Below are 16,533 nucleotides of genomic sequence, written 5' to 3' on the forward strand. Positions count from 1 at the left end.
AAGTTAGAAACGCGAAAGCCCGGCAGCAATGCCGGGCTTTTTGTTTAGGCCGTGTGGCCAGACGTTTTAACACCTGACCAGCTCGGACTACTGAACGATCGTCAGACGGCCATCCTTCTTTGCGCCCGTTTCCGGGCCAACAGTTCCGGTCGCGCGAATATGCGAAATCACTTCGTTCCGGTAGACAAGGCCGGTGTGTTCATACGGCAGCTGGCGCACGTCAAAACTCGCAATATTGCCCGGAACATCCGCGCCGATCTGCTTGCCGTTCCAGGTTTCCCCGAAAGCGCCCAGCGCGATGTAGGTGTTGAAGGCAACGCGGAAGGTTTCTTCCAGCTGCTCGTCAAGCGGCTTGCCCTTGAGCATGATTTCAACCGCTTTGGCGTCCGAGGCTGCGGCGCCCAATGCGATTTTGTAGCGCAGCTCCTTGGAAAAATGCAGGAACCCGCGTGAAACGAAGCCTTTCATGTCGACACTTTCCGCTTCTTCAGGACGCAGCAGGCGCTTGGCATTGTTGTCGAGCATGTCCTTCAGCTGCGCGCCGGTCATGGTCGCGACATGCACCGCATCGGCATACGGCATAACATCGTACCAGCCACGGAAGGTCAGATCGCCTTTGGCAACACCGGAGGAAAGACCTGTTGCGTTGAAAAGCGCAAGATCCACCTGTCCTCCCGGAAAAACCTTGGAGGCTTCGACCAAGGCATCGTTCATGTAGTTCGCTAGCGCGACTTCACCGACATACCGGTCGGCAAAGGTCTCTTCTGATGTCAGGTCCTTATCGCCGGAAACCTGCCCGATCACCTCTGCCAGTTTGGTATCGAGCGCCTTAATCATAGGAGCGATATGCGCTTCTTCAAACGCCTGATCGTAGTCTTCCGGCTGCTCCAAAGATGCAAATCTCGGATCGTCGGAGGCTACGCGTTTGTCGCGTTTTTTGGTGGCATGCAGACCAACGGACGTGAACCAGCCTTTGCGGCCCTTGTCGGCGGCAATCGACATGGCAACATCACCCAGGAACTTGCCGTGGGCATTCGCCTGAGTGATCAGCACACCGCTGACAACGTTGTCCGTGTTGATGCCGTTTTCGTTCAGCGTCGTATGGGAATGGCCGCCGATCAGAACCACCGGTTTGTCGGTCAACGAGCCAACGGCATCCGCGATTGCAAAGTCACCTTCGCCTATGGTGCGGGACGTTGCCGCCTTGCCACTCTTATGCTGGTCGCCGCCATAACCACAGTGTGACAGGACAACAATGACATCACAGACTTCGGACAGTGCCGGGGTCAGGTTGCGGGCGGCTTCAACAGGGCTGGCAACAGCAAGAGACGGATCGTCCGGCTGACCGACACGGGTGTCAACAGCGGTCGTTAGACCAATGAAACCGATCCGGAGCCCCTTCACTTCGGCGATCGCCGCAGCAACATAATCTTCGTTCTGGCTAAGATGCTTGGAGCCATGCACATTGGCGGACAGGACCGGGAAGTTGGCGTCTTTGTCGATGCCCATTTTCAAGAGTTCCGCACCGCGGTCGAACTCGTGATTGCCAAGCGCGGCAATGTCGACACCTGCGGCGGAGTTCGCCCGGTATCCCGCGTCAGCCACAAATTCTTCCTGCGCCCAGCCCATCAATTCATCAAAGATCGAACCAGTGTGATCGTCACCAGCAGACACGAAAAGAACGACCTCGTCGTCCTTTGCAGCACCGCGGATGTCTTTGACCATTTTCACCATTTGTGAGAACCGGTGTGTGTCGCCCCGCTTACCGTGCATCTCGGTCAGGTGATTGTGCATGTCATTGAAATGCAGAACCCGAAGCACGCGCCGCTCACCATCTTCAAGCGTTGGCATCGGAACAGGATTGCCTTCTTCAGTTATGATCGTCTGGATCGGACCCGAGAGCGGATCACCCTTCAGGAGGAAAAGCCGTTCAACGACGCCGTTTGCATTCGGCTGCGCCGGAACCATTGCCAGCTCGCCAGGGCCAGCTGTTGCGTGGGCTCGGAAAGAAATAACAGACGGTACAATTGTGGCTCCAGCAACGAGTGCACCTGTTTTCAAAAACGAACGGCGCGAAAGCCCAGAATTAGCTGGGTTCGACATCATAACCTCCTTGGCGCTCGGCCGACTGACAGGAAAAGAACGGATGTCGTCTTTCACGGACGGGTGACAGCAAAATGAATAGCCTGATAAACAACGCGTTTTCAGGTGAGCTCGGTGATCTTCGACATAGGTAGAGATGCCGGGTTTCGCTTTCCGGCACCGTCCTATAAGCTTCTAACACATTTGAATGCCTGCAGATTTCTGCAGCCGCGCATCGCTCCTCCAGACAGAATTGCGAAATACGTTATGACCGAAGCCAAGCAGGGTGACACGGTACGTCTCCATTACAAAGGCACGCTGGATGACGGGTCTGTCTTTGACAGTTCCGAAGGCCGGGACCCTCTAGAATTTACCGTTGGCTCGGGTCAGATTATCGTCGGCCTCGACCGCGCCATTCCGGGCATGAAGGTCGGAGACGAGAAAACCGTTAAGATTGCAGCTGAGGACGCCTATGGACCTCATGATCCGGATGCACAGCAGACCGTTCCGCGTGCTCAAATCCCTGACAGTGTTCCGTTGGAAGTTGGTATGCAGCTGCAAGGCCAGACCGCCGACGGTCAGGTGATGAGTGTGGTTGTGGTGTCTTTCAGCGACGAAGATGTTGTTCTGGACGCCAATCATCCGCTTGCCGGAAAAGACCTCACCTTCGAGATCCAGATCACCGGCATCAACTGATCTCTTTGGTAAAGGGGCGTGGTTTTAAAACCGCCCTATTCCATCTGTAGATTCCAAACCAGGATTTGCAATTTTCAATTGCCAAGCCTAATCAATGGCAGATGGCAAACTTGGAGTTTCATACGCGATGGCGATGGATGTTGACGCAATGATTGACCGCCGGCGGTTGCGGCGGAAACTCACCTTTTGGCGGGTTGCAACGTTTATCGTGATCGCGGCGGCGCTCATTGGCGGGATTGCCTATATCGCCGGAGCATCCAACCTATCAAAACGTAAGGCCCATATTGCAAGGATCCCAATTGAGGGCATGATCCTTGAGAATCGCAAAACTCTGGAAATGCTCGAAAAGATCGGCAAATCCGATGCTGTTAAGGGTGTGATCGTATCAATCAACTCCCCTGGCGGCAGCACAACCGGTGGAGAAGCCATCTACGGCGCCCTTCGCAAACTTTCCGAAAAGAAACCTTTGGTCACCGAGATGCGGACAATCGGCACATCCGCCGGTTATCTGATCGCCATGTCAGCGGATCATATTGTCGCACGCTACAATACGATCACCGGTTCGATTGGGGTACTCTTCCAATTCGGCAACATCGAAAGGCTGCTCGACACTGTTGGTGTCTCTATGGAGGCCGTCAAAAGTGCTCCGCTAAAGGCTGAGCCCGATTTTTATTCACCAACCACGCCAGAAGCCCGGGCCATGCTGCAGGCGATGGTGACGGACTCTTATAACTGGTTCGTCGAAATCCTTGCAGACCGCCGGAATCTGGCGCCAAACAAGGCCCGCGAGCTCGCAGATGGGCGCGTACTTTTGGGAAATCGGGCGCTTCAGGAGAAGCTGGTGGATGCGATTGGCGGTGAAGAAAAAGCCGTGGAATGGCTGGAAACCGAGAAAGGCGTTGCCAAGGACCTGCCCATTGTGACGTGGACCTCAAAAGAGAGCATTGAGGAACTGCCATTCGCTGCCCGTATCTCCCGAGAAGTCGGAAAAGGGCTCGGTACGGCTATAGTAGAACCACTAAATGATGCTAAAGGGCTGATTTCTCGAGGTCTTATGCTTGACGGGCTCGTGTCGGTTTGGCAGGCTCCGGTAGCGGCAGATAACAAACCGTAAGTCGAGGGGGCTCTTCATGATCAAATCAGAGCTTGTTCAGCATATTGCCGAACAAAATCCACATCTCTATCAGCGGGATGTCGAAAATATCGTCAATGCAATTCTTGATGAGATCACTGAAGCGCTGATGCGCGGGGACCGGGTCGAACTCCGAGGCTTTGGAGCCTTTTCGGTCAAGAACCGCCCAGCCCGGATCGGCCGCAATCCACGCACTGGACAAAAAGTGGAAGTGGACGAAAAACATGTCCCGTTCTTTAAAACGGGTAAGGAAATGCGTATACGGTTGAACGATGGTGTTGACCACGGGGATGATTGATTCCCATAAGGTCTGTCCGATCAACTGACTTTGCATTTTTGCAGATAACTCCTGGGAGACTGCCGTGACCCGCTTTATCAAGAACTTGATCTTGCTTGCCATCGCGGTTGTCCTCGTACCATTGTCGGTCGCGAACCGGCATACGGTGTCGCTGTCGCTCAATCCGTTCGACCCGCAGGACCCGCGTCTGACAGTCCCCGATATTCCACTTTTCTGGATCATCTTCGCGAGCCTTGGCTGCGGTATCATTGTCGGTGGCATTGGTGCCTGGGCCAAACAGGGACGCTGGCGCAAGGAAGCCCGGTCCAAACGCCGGGAAGCCGACAAATGGCACAAGGAAGCAGATCAGCTCCGGGAAATGAATACAGCCGGACAATCCGCATCGTCAGCCAAGGGACTACCTGGACCGGGCAACCGCAACGCCGCGTGATCAGGGTCGCGGCTTTATGCGGATTATTTCCAGCGGAGACATAGATACCAGCCTGACCGACCGGGATGCGGTCGAAATCCTGCGGCAGGCCTTTCGATCACCGGTAAAGGCCCCAGATCCCATAAATTTAAACATTTCCCGGCCGCAAGACTTGACGGGGCAGTTTCTCGTGCAGCCGGTTTGGTCCGATTTTGCCGGCCAAGGACACACGGACCGAGGTTATATCGGCTGTTCCCTGTCGCTTGCCCTTCCCGAACAAGAAGGCGGCTCGTCAAATCTCTATATTCTATTTTCCGGCAAAGGCGGTCAGCCGATTGCGCTGCTGGATGGCGTCCGGCTCGCCGCTTGGCGCGATGCCGGTCTGCACGCGCTTGCGGTCGCCTATCTGTCACGCGAGGATGCACAGCGCCTTTTGATTGTTGGAAGCGATCCCCGCTTGCCCCGGCTTCTGGCCGCCTATTCTGCCGTCCGCAACATCACGTCGGTGCTGTTTGCCGGGACAGACAAAGAAATTCGCCGGCGGATTGCTGGCATGCCGGACCTTGCGCAGATCACGGCCCGCACAACAGACGATATCGGCAGCGCTCTTGAAGGAGCGGACATCGTTTGCCTTGCGGGAAAAAATGCAGGAACCAACGCATGGGCGGACCTTTCGAGATTTGATCCACCAGCGGGCTGTCATATCGACACCCTTTTCGCTGATCCCCCTCTGCCCGAGATGATTTGGCAGGATGCCCGGCTGTTTACGACCCATCTGGGGAGTGCTCCCCGTGATGGCTGCGAATGGACCGCGGGGTTAACCGAGCTTGCAATGGGTGAGCGGGCGGGACGCCGTTATTACGGTCAAAGAACGCTCTATGTTCCAGGCTATGAGACCGGTCTCGCGGACTTCGCGCTTGCTGCACACGTTTTCTTGAAAAGCTGACATCTGGACTTCGAAGAGCCGATTACCCACCTAAGGTCGTACCCGGGAGCGTTTTAATGAAACCGCCGCCCAGGTGCTTACACATGCGCATTTGGGCTGATGCTGCTGCAATTTGTCGTTTTGCAAAGGAGCAGGACATGCTGACGACACTTGCCTATTCAGCAAGCCTTCCAGCGATCGCAATCAGCTTGATTGTTTTCGTGTCTTTGACGTACGGGCTTGTTTTTTAAGTGTTTTAAAAGCCGGTTCCTAAGGAACCGGCTTTTTCGTAATCTAGACTATTTTCCTAAGCCGGTGTCATCCAGCCCTGCGCAGCGCCGCTCGAATCCTTTAACAAGGCGATCCGGCCAATACCTGGGACATCAAACGGCGGACGGACAATTTCGCCGCCGTTTTCCTTTGCCAGAGCAAGACGGTCATCAATGTTGTCGACGGCAATATATGAAAACCAATGATCCCGGAGGCCTTCATAATCCGGCCCATTCATTTCAAAAAGTCCACACGCCGGTTTTTCACCTGGATTGGCGATTAAGTAGGTCCCGCCGCCTTCCATCGGCATCTCCGCAAATGTCCAACCGAGCGACTTGCCGTAGAATTCCTTGGCCTTTTCGACGTCCCTCGTCATCAATTCATTCCACCAAAAATACCCGTGTTCCCACATAACATTCCCTTCCACATTTGCTGTTTCCGGAGTTTCTGTTTGAATTAATGAGAAAAAGGCACTCATTAAGCTCAGAGTATGCGGTCCGAATGTATGTAAATACAACCCGTGACGGGCACATGCAGCCCGTCCAACCCGTTGAACCCCGGGTTGGACAAAAGTTGAAATTGCTGGGAAAGGATCAGTTCTTCACCGGCCGAACCTGGCCGCTGAAAGATCCGGTAATGCAGTCCTGGTAGTGCTTGGACACATCGGACGCTGGAACGCAACCGCTGCTGTCCATTCCAAACTTCTCAGCCGATTCTTTGACAAGAGACAAGCTGATCGCGTTTATCCGCTTTTCTTCCTCCAACTCGAGAGCAACCGTTGCAACAAAGGCATCAATAGCCCCGACCCCAGCTGCAATAGCAGCCGTGTTGGGCATCGGATTTTTGGCAACCGAACCCGAGGTCAAGGTAATCGAGCCGCCGGTTTTCAGATATTTGTGCCCAACCCGGACCACGTTTACCTGGCCCATGACCTTGCTTTTTAGCGCCAGGTCGTAGGCATGATCGCTTTCATCATCAAAACGCCCCATTACGCCGTCACCCGCCGCGACAACAATGGCGTCGACTGGTCCCACTTTCTCAAACAGCGCTTTGATCGAGTCTTTGCTTTCGATATCAACTTGTAGATCGCCACTGGTTCTGCCAACGGCAATGACGTCATGATCCTGGCCCAGCAATTTAACAATTTCGGTGCCAACCAAGCCGGTACCACCAATAACTACAGTTTTCATGTTCAACTCCTATCAAAATCAGTGTGTTGAACTGACGTATCCTTCATTTCGGTCAGGAAAAAGCATAGCTTTTTGATCAATACGGTCATATTTTTAGACCATGCCGAACCTCGATCATCTCGATGTCATCGACACCATTTGCGAAACAGGCAGTTTCCAGTTGGCCAGTGAAAAGCTGAACAAGGCGCGTTCTGCGGTTTCCTATTCGGTCAAGCAAGTAGAGGACTTTTATCAGATCCAGATCTTCGACCGCTCCAAATACCGCCCCGAGTTGACCCCGGAAGGCCGAATTCTTCTCTCCCGCATTCGCATCCTTTTGGGGCAAGCACAGGCCTTTGATGCATTTGTAGAAGAGTTGAAGGGAGAAACTGAAACTGAATTGGCGCTCGGTGTTAGCAGCATTTTCCCAACCAAACAGCTCACAGGCCTGCTGAAATCGCTGCGTTCCAATTTCCCGGCAACAAGCATTCATCTGGAATTTGAAGTCGCCTCAGGCGAGCGCATGCTGCTGGCTGAAAAGGTGGATGTTGCCGTGTTTGCGGCACCGGTCCGCAATGCGTCGCTTGATTACAAACCAATCGATACGATCGACGTGCCGTTGTTGATTTCGCGGGAATTGATCAACGAGCAGCCCGATGCCATCACCCGCACTGATCTGATCCGTCACCCTCAAGTGGTCGTCAAATCCTCAGACGACAAATCCCCTGATGCCGGACTGCTCGACGAAGCGCAGAAGTGGTACGTCACAGACCTAAGCGCAAAAAAAGATCTCATTTGTTCCGGATTAGGGTGGGGGCGGGTTCCCCGGCATATGGTTGAAGAGGAGATCAACAGTGACCGCCTAGTGGTTCTGCCCACGCTTGGCGAGGTTGTACTGCCAATATGCCTGTCAAAACGCGCCAATCAGTCTTTGGGGCCGGTCGGTCAGCACATCTGGAACTTCTTTGATGTTCAGGCCGCCAGCCTTCAACAAAATGACAACGACTGAAGCGGAATTATTGAGCTTTGCTCTGCCCATAACCGGGCAAAGTCCAGCCAAAATGGATCGCACCGCCCCTTAGAACAAAGGCTATGCCTCCGGCGAGAACTGCGGCCGCCCAGGGCACAACACCGACTACCGTCAAAAGGACATAACTCCCGGCGCCAGCAAACGCTGCGCTGACATAGATCTCCGATTTGACGATCGAAGACGGCTCTCCGGCGATGGTATCCCGCAACACGCCGCCAAATGTTGCTGTCGCCACGCCCATTAAGACGGCAACCAGCACCGCATCCCCCACGCTGATCGCCTTGGCCGCACCCATCACGGAATAGGCCGAAATCCCGACTGCATCTGCCCAGCGCAGTGGTTTGCTGAGTTTTTCGATCTTGTTGGCGAAGAACCAGACCAGCACGCTGACGATCAGACAGACAACGAGGTATGTTTCGTTGACCACCCAAAAGACTGGCACGCCCAGAAGCAAATCACGAAGGGTGCCCCCGCCAATCCCGGTCAGTGTTGCAAAAAACAAAAAAGCAATAATATCCAGCTGCTTGCGGGATGCCATAATTCCGCCGGTGACTGCAAAAACAGCAACACCGAGGTAGTCCAGCAGCTGCAGCAACATGGATAGAGCCTTTTCCAAACAAAGAACCGCCCCTCATTTCCGGAAGGGCGGCTCAATTCAATCCAGTACAAGAAGCAATTAAGCGCTCTTGTCGACCGTCTGGCCCGCATCTGCCGGAGCATCGGGTTTTGGAGCTTCTTTCGGGCCGCCCTTGGAGACGCCGACCATGGCCGGACGCAGAACCCGCTCGCCAATGACGTAGCCAGCTTGTACGACCTGAACAACTGTGTTGTTCGGAACCTCAGTGTTGGGCACTTCAAACATGGCCTGATGGAAGTTCGGGTCGAACTTGCTGCCTTCCGGGTCCAGCTTGCTGACGCCGTTCTTCTCAAGCTGTTTCAAGAGATCGCGTTCAATCATCTCCACGCCATCAATCAATGCGGCAATCCCCGCATCGGCGTTTTTTCGATCGTCTTCCGGAAGGGCTTCCAGAGCCCGGCGGAGATTGTCGGAAACCGTCAGCATGTCCCGCGCAAAGCTGGAGACAGCATATTGGCGAGCATCTTTGACTTCTTTTTCTGTCCGGCGGCGCAGGTTTTCCATTTCCGCCATAGTGCGCAGCGCCCGGTCCTTCAGGTCTGCGTTTTCGGCCATCAGGGCCTCTACCGGATCAACCGCATTTTCTTCTGGAGCCGCACCAGCGCCATTGGCGCCTTCCGGTTCCGCAGTCTGTACTTCCGGCTGGTCTTCCGGGGATTTGTTTTCGTCGCTCATGGGTGTTCCGTCTGACTGAGACACTTCTTGCGGATGCTTATACGTGCGAGCGGAGCGAATTCAAAGAGGAACCGGCGGATCGCATCACGCAAATCCGCCGGTTCCGCATTTTCTTCGCCTACTGCGCTCAGCGGCAATCGCGTCTTCGGCCTTAAAGGGCGCTTTTGATCCAATCAGAGAGCTTGCCTTTCGGCGCTGCGCCCACCTGAGTTGCCATCGGCTCACCACCTTTAAAGAGGATCAGCATAGGGATAGAGCGAACGCCATATTTCATGGCCATGTCCTGGTTCTCATCGATATTCAGCTTGGTGATTTTCACCTGGCCGTTCATCTCTTCGGAGATTTCTTCCAGAGCCGGGGCGATCATTTTACATGGACCGCACCACTCAGCCCAGAAGTCGACAACAACAGGCTCATCGGAGTTCAGAACATCAGCTTCGAAGGAAGCATCGGTGACTTGGGTGGTAGCCATTACAACATCTCGTGGTTGGTTGCTTCACACATACCCAATAAAGGTATGCCAGTTGGGAGGAACGTAGGTAGCCGGAGCGCCTGCGTCAAGCGGATCGACCATCAGGTGACAAACCTGCGAATGTTTCCTCAAGCAGATTTTCCGGAATCTCCATCAAGCTCGGTGCGGAGGTCCAAAGCAAATACGCGCAGATGCGCTTTTCTGGATAAATCTGTTTCAGCAACTGCCTGTAAACACTAAGCTGCGCGCGGTACTCCAATGGGATTTCAGCTGCATTCTCCGGCGGACGGAGGTTGGTCTTGTAATCCACAATCACAACTTCGTTTTCATCCACAATCAGCCGGTCGATTTGGCCCCAAACTTCGACTTCGGTGCCGTCATGCGCGCGAATCGTTCCCGTCAATGACACTTCTGACCGCGCGTTCTGTGAAAACACAGAAACGAACGCCGGATTTTCCAGTACCTCCTTCAGCTCCGTCAGCAACGGTTCCTTGAACGAGATAAATTCTGGTTTGAGGGACTGATCCAAGAACTTTCTGGCGGCTGTCATGCGCTCACCATCCGGCAGATTAGGCAACAGCTCCAGGAGACGGTGCACCAAACGGCCACGCTCCAGCGGCCAGGAGTCTGGCTGGCGCCCGGCAGAAAGCCGAGCAAGTGCCGTTACAGGTTCAACACCTTCTTTGTCTTCCATCGCCTCAAAGGCCCGTGAGGGCTGGAGGCGGGTCTTCTTTGGCACAGGTTTGACCGGCTGATGCGCCCAATCCGGCAAGTCCAGAACCACGTCTGAAACGTCATTGTTTTCAGTGCCGTGTGCTCCGCGCCCTTGGGGCGCACCGGGGCTGTCAGGATCCTTTTGCCAACGCCATCCGGCGACTTCGCCCGCTGCATTCGTCAACTCACGGGCTTGCGGTTTCAAGGCACTGGAAACAAGAGAATACCAGCAGCTTTCATGCGCCCCACGTTTCGGCTCCCAGCCGCAGACAACCAACCGGTCTTCGGCCCGTGTCAGTGCGACATAAAGGAGGCGCCGGTATTCTTCTTCCTGTCCCTGCCGGAGCGTATCGACCGCCTCATCGTGCCAGGCGATCCGCCCAGTTCTTGGCGGCAGCCAGACAAGGGCTGGCGGCAGCAGATCATTTTCAAGTCGGGGACGTGGCAAAAACGCTGGATCGTGGATCGCGCTGACCGGCGCGGCCCCGGGGTCCACCAATATAACAATCCGCGCCTCCAGGCCTTTTGACCCATGCACGGTCATGATCCGGACCATGCCCTTGGTGTTGGTCAGCTCGCGTTTGATTTCTGTTGGCGCCGCTGCCATCCAGGCAAGGAACGCTTCCAGTCCCGGTGTCCCAGCTTGTTCGTAGGCAATGGTCAGCGCAAGAAATTCATCCAGCACGTCGTCGACCTCGACGCCAAGTCTGCGCCGAAATGCCTGCCGTCCGCCATCAGCGCCCAGTAGCCGGGCATAAAACTCATAAGGCGGCACAAAGTCGGCCCGGGCGCGCCAGTCTTCCAGCTGACTGCGCACGGTTTGCCACTTCGGTGACGTCTCTGACCGTTTGACCAGCATCTGCCACAGTGTGCCCGGCCGGATTGTCTCATCCGTTTCGCGGGCAACTTCCAAAAGATCCGTATCGTCCAGATCGAACAACGGGCTTTTTAGGACCGCGGCAAGGGACAGATCGTCCTCCGGCAGCAACAAAAAGCGGCCGAGTGCGGCAAGATCCTGAACGGCGATGTGATCGGTCAGGATGAGACGATCCGAGCCAGCCGCCGGAATGCTGAGGTTTTTCAGCTCCCGGTTCAGCGCTTCCACAAAAGGCCCGCGCTTGCGCACGAGGATCATCACATCACCTGGATCAGCCGTTCCGTCGCGCATCCATCCGGCGATGGTTGACGCGATCCGCTTGGCAACCTTCAACATCGGACTGCCGGAGCCGACATGATCCACCGGTAACCGCCAATCGTCCGGCTCGGTTATCTCGGCTTCAGCTTCCAGTGGCCAAATGTCGACAATGCCCGGATCCCGGCGGATGGCCTCGTGCACCGGCGCCACACCCTCCTGAGACAGCCCTTGATAGGCGTTCTCGTCTTTGAAGACCTCATCAACCGCACCAAGAACATCCGGCGTGGAGCGAAAAGAAAGCTGCAGGTTGACCGAATGGAATTCCTGTTCCGCCCGTTCTGCCTGACCGGAAAACGCCCGCCGCATGGCATCGAAATAGGCCGGAACCGCGCCCTGGAATGAATAGATCGACTGTTTTTCGTCGCCGACGGCAAAGAGAGTGCGCACTTTCTCCCGTCCGCTGTCGCCGACGAAGAACTCGGAGGCCAGCGCGTTGACCACTTCCCATTGGCGCGGGCTGGTATCCTGCGCCTCATCAACAAGGATATGGTCGAGCCCCTGATCAAGTTTATACTGCACCCATTGTGCGGCATCGGACTTGGCCAGCAGTGTTGCTGTTTTGACCACCAGGTCTTCAAAATCGAGATAACCCTTGGCCGTCTTGGCCCGCTCGTAATAGGTGATGACGGCGTCGGCGAGCCTTAGAAGCGAAGCCGTTCCTTCATAAGTCAGCACCTTGCGGCGGCCGTCCAGAAGATCCAGCAGACGGCCCTGTTCGGCAATCAACGCCTCAACCATCTCGGGGAAGGCTTCAGCCACTTTCTTGGTCGCCAGCGATTTGCGCGGCTCTAATTTTCCGGTCAGGAACACCGGTAGCCAGGCCTCCCGGAAAACATCCGGATCAGTTTGCCGGTTTGCGGCCACCAGCGCATCCGCCCTGCCCTGATCGGTCTTGGTGCCGGTGTTCAGTGCTTCGGCGTAACTCAAGCAGATGTTCAGATCGATTGGGCATTCGGAGCGGAAGCGATGATCGAATTCAGAGATCTGAAGTTTGGGATCAACGTCGAGGTCCTCCGCGAGCTCGGCAAGAGCAGGTTCCAGACCGCCGGCATCCACCGTCCAGCGGCGAAACGCATCCCGATTCTGAATCAGTTCATCAAGTGCCTTCTGCGCCCCGCCATCACTCATCAGATCAATGACAGAGGCAAGCGCTGCACCGAAGAGGCTTTCCGGCTCCATTTCGGCCTTATACAAGACACTCGCACGCGCTTCGGCCATCAACTCGGCAGCAATGCGGTCATCGAGCACATTGAAGTGGCCGGCGACATTGGCCTCCAGCGGAAACTGATGCAGCAGCGCTTCACAAAAACCATGGATGGTCTGGATTTTGAGGCCGCCCGGTGTTTCGAGTGCCCGGGCAAACAGGCGCCGGGCCATTACGATCCGGGCTGCGTCCGGCTGCCGTCCCTCGATCTCGAACAGCTCCTTGGCAAGATCCGCGTCGTCCATGGTCACCCAGGTGCCGAGGATCTTGAAGACACGGGTCGCCATTTCAGCGGCGGCTGCCTTGGTGAAGGTCAGCGCCAAAATGCGCGAGGGATCTGTGCCGTCCAGCAGCAGCCGCACCACCCGGCGCGACAGAACGAAGGTTTTGCCGGAACCCGCATTTGCGCTCACCCAGGCCGAGGCGCGCGGGCGGGAGGCGAGGTCTTGCCGCTGGCGCGTCAAATCCGGGATCTGAAATCCGCTCATGCCGGATCCTCCCCGCCAAGCGCCCATTCCTGGGCACGTGCCAAGTGATCATAGGGCCCGTCCATTTGCCGGCCCTGCATCACCCGGGCGCGGGAGAGATACCCAGTTTCTTCCTTGGCATAGTGGGCGATCAACTGTTCCAGCCGCTGCCAGGCATCCTCTATCAATTCTTCCAGTGCAGTGTCCTTCGGGTTCCGGCCAACTTCCAGAACCGGTTCTGTTCCACCTTTGAGCTGGAGGTAAAGAAGTTCCCCGATAGGCTCTCCAGCAGGAACATCCTTGAAACCTCCGCGCTGGATCATGGCAGCTTCCAGGGGTAACTGCGGCGACAGGAGCGCATCTACCTGTTTCTGCGACGGCACTTGCCCGGTCTTGTAATCAATCACGGCCAACGACCCGGAGGTCATCAGATCAATCCGGTCAGCCCGCCCGCGCAGACGGAAATCAAGCCCCGGAAGCTTCAATTCGACCCCTCCACCGATTTCCAGAAAGCGCTTGTCGATCTGTGGCGCCCTGTTTGCCTCATAGGCCACGAACCCGGCTGCAATCCGCTGGAAACGCGGCCACCATAGAGCCCTAATTACAGGAAAAGCATCTAGGGGCTCAAACAGTTCTTCGCCAATTTCCAAGAGGGCCTGCACCGCCGTATCGTCAAACGGCCCTGTCCAAGTGGACAAGAACTCGGCCAGCGCATCGTGAATAAGATTGCCCTTGTCGGCCGCGCCCGGCTCACCTCCAACCGGGTCGACCGGCTGAAGTTCAAGCGAATGGCGGGCAAATATGGCGTAGGGATCGCGCACCAGGCGTTCGATTTCCGTAATAGAGAGCGACTTTGGTCGGGCGGCCAACGGCGGTTTGGGCGAAGGCCGTACTGCCGGGCGGACCTCGCCTGCTTGCCGGTCCAAAAGGGCCGCAAGTTTTGTGTACCGGTTGCCCCGCCCTTCCATGTCAGATGTTGTTTCCGGGCCTGCCAGTGTCGTCAGCCGTTGCAACCAGCGAGAGGCAACCGTAGGCGCCCCATCGGCCCGTGCCGCCCGCGATAACAGAACACGCTTGGCGCCCATCCCTTGGGCAAAGTCATGCGCGGCAGCTCCAAGCCGGCGTTCAGGCGGTTCCAGCCCCATATCGCGCTTCATCGGCCGGTTCAGCCAGGGATCGTTGCGGGTGCGCTGTGGCCAAGTGCCCTCGTTGAGGCTACCGAGAATGACAAAGTCAAAAGACTGCAGCCGTGCTTCCATCGGCCCGAGGATCTGCACGCGCGGATCTCCGGGCAGCCGGCGGCGTACAGCTTCACCGGACATCAGCGCAGACAGGACAGCAGGCCACTCACGCGGCGGCACAGCTAGACCACTGGCCTCAGCTTCCAAAAGTCCCGCCCAAAAACTGGCTAACGCCTCTCCCGCTTCCGCGGCATAAAGTTCATCTGCCGACCCGGTTTCATCGGCAGAGATCGCCTGCATCACATCGACATGCGCCTGAACAAGAACCTCGACCTGCACCGGTTCCTTTGTGCCAGCCAGGTCTTCAAGCGGGGCAAGTGCCTGCTTCAGCCGGTCTACCAGATCTACAATGACGTCCCAGTCGCCTTCGTGAATTTTCTTCCAGCGCGGCGTATGAGCATCTTCAGCAGCTGCACGGCAAACCTCAACCGCATGAATCAAACCATCCGTGCCCGGTCTTGGCCGCTCCCCACGGATGACACCACGTTCTAGTGCACGGGCAGCGGAACGGATGTCCTTCACCGGCAGACCAAGCCGCGCCAGTGGATGTTTCAGAAGCGCCAGCAAGTCAATCGGTTCACAGCCGTTGAGCGCCAGTTTGGCAGCCAATATGGCCAGGATCGCCGGTGCCGTCTGGTCAAGTGGACGGCCGGCACTGTCATCGGCGACGATATTCCAGCGTGCAAGTTCGGCTGCAACGCGGCGGGTCAACATCCTGTCAGGTGAAATTAGCGCCGCCATTTCTCCAAGCTCAATGGCTTCGCGCAAAGCGATGGCAAGGCTCAAGGCTTCGTCCGCCTCGTTGCGGGCCGTCATCAGCGCAACATTTACAAGTGCCGTTTCCCGAATCTCGACCGGTGTATTGGCAAGGTACGCGGTCCAGCCATCGGACGTGTCTGCCGGACGCAGCGCCTCGGACACCAGTTTTTGCCGTTGTGCCAAGATCGGATCTGATTGACCTAGCGGATTGACTGCATCCCTTGTGACACCGAGCCGTTCCAGAAGCTGCTTCAAGGAATATTGCGGATGCGCGGATAGTGGCGGATGATTTTTACCAGCTACGAAGGATGCGCGGCCCGGCAGCGGCCGCTGGCCAAGCGCCTGCCAGGACAAGTCGTCTAGATCAAGATCCAAACCGGGTAGAACAATCACGCCTTGGTCCAGTCCGGCCACGGCCTTCAGAAGTTCTGAGGTTGCCGGCACCGAACCGGTGACACCGGCGACAATCACCGGGCCTTTCGGAGGATTGGCGGCAAGGCGCTGTGCTTCCCGGCGGATCAGGGCCGACCGACGGGCTTTTGGGTCCATCTTGCCGAGCTCGGCCAAATGCGCTGGCCAGGCTTCCTGGACAATCTTCAGAAAATCTAAAGTGATCTGCCAATAGCGGGCATGGTCGTCTGGCACCAGGCCTGCCAATTCGCTCCATTCGGCCTCTTCCGTTTCAACCTCGTCCATTAGGGTCAGCAGATCGCCCGCCAGCCAAGCGGCATCGGCCGTCGAAGCTGGCAAACCCAACGGCTCATCAGAGCGCAGACTTAATGCCTCCCGGCGCAAGGCGCCCTTCCAGGCCATCACCAGCCGGGTCATGGCCAGATGCCGGTCGATCAACGGCATAGCCTGGGGCAAGGGTTCCAAGTCAGGGGCAGCGCTCAGAGATTGCGCGTCTTCGTCGGCGTCACCGACCGGCCGGATAACAGGCAAAAGAACCGGCTTGCCGCCAAACTTCTTCTGAAACAGATCGGGAAGCAGACGGGCAGCGCGGCGGGTCGGCAGATAGAGCGTTGCCGATGACAGCAGCAACGGATCGTCCAGTGGCCTGAACCCAGGCACCAGATGTCCCTCAACGAGACTGTCGACAAGGGTTTCAAGAAAGGAAACGGACGGCGGGATCGTGAAAAGACGAGGCTGATCCGGCAT

14 protein-coding genes are annotated in these 16,533 nt (G+C 56.5%); 6 read left to right on the top strand and 8 right to left on the bottom strand.

Annotated features, from left to right (window positions below; all coding sequences use genetic code 11):
• Nucleotides 1-87: 87 nt before the first annotated feature.
• A complete protein-coding gene (locus FJ695_RS01470) occupies nt 88-2,103 on the bottom strand; it encodes a bifunctional UDP-sugar hydrolase/5'-nucleotidase (protein WP_168206229.1) in 2,016 nt (671 codons plus the stop codon).
• 246 nt (nt 2,104-2,349) lie between these two features.
• Between FJ695_RS01470 and FJ695_RS01475 the strand changes: the two genes are divergently transcribed.
• From FJ695_RS01475 to FJ695_RS01495, 5 genes are all read left to right on the top strand, one after another.
• Complete coding sequence (locus tag FJ695_RS01475) at nt 2,350-2,778, top strand: peptidylprolyl isomerase (protein ID WP_141183785.1); 429 nt, start codon at nt 2,350-2,352, stop codon at nt 2,776-2,778.
• A gap of 127 nt (nt 2,779-2,905) precedes the next feature.
• Nucleotides 2,906-3,892, top strand: a complete 987-nt coding sequence (gene sppA / locus FJ695_RS01480; protein ID WP_141183786.1) for a signal peptide peptidase SppA — start codon at nt 2,906-2,908, stop codon at nt 3,890-3,892.
• 16 nt (nt 3,893-3,908) lie between these two features.
• Nucleotides 3,909-4,208, top strand: coding sequence for an integration host factor subunit beta (locus FJ695_RS01485; protein WP_008191762.1), 300 nt, complete (start codon nt 3,909-3,911; stop codon nt 4,206-4,208).
• Nucleotides 4,209-4,272: 64 nt separating this feature from the next.
• Nucleotides 4,273-4,638 (top strand): lipopolysaccharide assembly protein LapA domain-containing protein, encoded by a 366-nt coding sequence (locus FJ695_RS01490; RefSeq protein WP_141183787.1) that lies wholly within the window; start codon nt 4,273-4,275, stop codon nt 4,636-4,638.
• A 16-nt stretch (nt 4,639-4,654) separates the two neighbouring features.
• Nucleotides 4,655-5,563 carry an ornithine cyclodeaminase gene (locus FJ695_RS01495; RefSeq protein ID WP_141183788.1) on the top strand — a complete coding sequence of 303 codons (909 nt, stop codon included), beginning with the start codon at nt 4,655-4,657 and terminating at the stop codon, nt 5,561-5,563.
• A 286-nt stretch (nt 5,564-5,849) separates the two neighbouring features.
• On the opposite strand, the gene FJ695_RS01500 is transcribed toward FJ695_RS01495, so the two are convergent.
• The gene (locus tag FJ695_RS01500; protein WP_247653774.1) at nt 5,850-6,188 is read right to left on the bottom strand and encodes a VOC family protein; all 339 of its coding nucleotides are present in this window, start codon (nt 6,186-6,188) and stop codon (nt 5,850-5,852) included.
• Nucleotides 6,189-6,405: 217 nt separating this feature from the next.
• Nucleotides 6,406-7,002 (bottom strand): short chain dehydrogenase, encoded by a 597-nt coding sequence (locus FJ695_RS01505; protein WP_141183789.1) that lies wholly within the window; start codon nt 7,000-7,002, stop codon nt 6,406-6,408.
• Between the two features lie 100 nt (nt 7,003-7,102).
• Between FJ695_RS01505 and FJ695_RS01510 the strand changes: the two genes are divergently transcribed.
• Nucleotides 7,103-7,990, top strand: coding sequence for a LysR family transcriptional regulator (locus FJ695_RS01510; RefSeq protein WP_141183790.1), 888 nt, complete (start codon nt 7,103-7,105; stop codon nt 7,988-7,990).
• A 7-nt stretch (nt 7,991-7,997) separates the two neighbouring features.
• On the opposite strand, the gene FJ695_RS01515 is transcribed toward FJ695_RS01510, so the two are convergent.
• From FJ695_RS01515 to addB, 5 genes are all read right to left on the bottom strand, one after another.
• Nucleotides 7,998-8,609, bottom strand: a complete 612-nt coding sequence (locus tag FJ695_RS01515) for a trimeric intracellular cation channel family protein (RefSeq protein WP_141183791.1) — start codon at nt 8,607-8,609, stop codon at nt 7,998-8,000.
• A 78-nt stretch (nt 8,610-8,687) separates the two neighbouring features.
• Nucleotides 8,688-9,323 (bottom strand): nucleotide exchange factor GrpE, encoded by a 636-nt coding sequence (grpE, locus tag FJ695_RS01520; RefSeq protein WP_141183792.1) that lies wholly within the window; start codon nt 9,321-9,323, stop codon nt 8,688-8,690.
• A 151-nt stretch (nt 9,324-9,474) separates the two neighbouring features.
• Nucleotides 9,475-9,795, bottom strand: coding sequence for a thioredoxin (gene trxA, locus FJ695_RS01525; RefSeq protein ID WP_008194002.1), 321 nt, complete (start codon nt 9,793-9,795; stop codon nt 9,475-9,477).
• Nucleotides 9,796-9,880: 85 nt separating this feature from the next.
• Nucleotides 9,881-13,396, bottom strand: coding sequence for a double-strand break repair helicase AddA (addA, locus tag FJ695_RS01530; protein WP_209010875.1), 3,516 nt, complete (start codon nt 13,394-13,396; stop codon nt 9,881-9,883).
• Entirely contained in the window at nt 13,393-16,533 is a 3,141-nt protein-coding gene (gene addB, locus FJ695_RS01535) for a double-strand break repair protein AddB (RefSeq protein ID WP_141183794.1), read from the bottom strand. The genes addA and addB overlap by 4 nt, the downstream gene beginning before the upstream one ends.

Source organism: Labrenzia sp. PHM005 (genome assembly GCF_006517275.1).
Lineage (GTDB): Bacteria > Pseudomonadota > Alphaproteobacteria > Rhizobiales > Stappiaceae > Roseibium.

Coding starts and splice junctions, on each gene's coding strand:
- FJ695_RS01470 (WP_168206229.1), bottom strand. CDS start 2,103: ATGTCGAACCCAGCTAATTCTGGGCTTTCGCGCCGTTCGTTTTTGAAA.
- FJ695_RS01515 (WP_141183791.1), bottom strand. CDS start 8,609: ATGTTGCTGCAGCTGCTGGACTACCTCGGTGTTGCTGTTTTTGCAGTC.
- FJ695_RS01510 (WP_141183790.1), top strand. CDS start 7,103: ATGCCGAACCTCGATCATCTCGATGTCATCGACACCATTTGCGAAACA.
- FJ695_RS01500 (WP_247653774.1), bottom strand. CDS start 6,188: ATGACGAGGGACGTCGAAAAGGCCAAGGAATTCTACGGCAAGTCGCTC.
- FJ695_RS01485 (WP_008191762.1), top strand. CDS start 3,909: ATGATCAAATCAGAGCTTGTTCAGCATATTGCCGAACAAAATCCACAT.
- FJ695_RS01505 (WP_141183789.1), bottom strand. CDS start 7,002: ATGAAAACTGTAGTTATTGGTGGTACCGGCTTGGTTGGCACCGAAATT.
- addA (WP_209010875.1), bottom strand. CDS start 13,396: ATGAGCGGATTTCAGATCCCGGATTTGACGCGCCAGCGGCAAGACCTC.
- grpE (WP_141183792.1), bottom strand. CDS start 9,323: ATGAGCGACGAAAACAAATCCCCGGAAGACCAGCCGGAAGTACAGACT.
- trxA (WP_008194002.1), bottom strand. CDS start 9,795: ATGGCTACCACCCAAGTCACCGATGCTTCCTTCGAAGCTGATGTTCTG.
- FJ695_RS01495 (WP_141183788.1), top strand. CDS start 4,655: ATGCGGATTATTTCCAGCGGAGACATAGATACCAGCCTGACCGACCGG.
- sppA (WP_141183786.1), top strand. CDS start 2,906: ATGGCGATGGATGTTGACGCAATGATTGACCGCCGGCGGTTGCGGCGG.
- addB (WP_141183794.1), bottom strand. CDS start 16,533: ATGCCGGATCAGCCTCGTCTTTTCACGATCCCGCCGTCCGTTTCCTTT.
- FJ695_RS01475 (WP_141183785.1), top strand. CDS start 2,350: ATGACCGAAGCCAAGCAGGGTGACACGGTACGTCTCCATTACAAAGGC.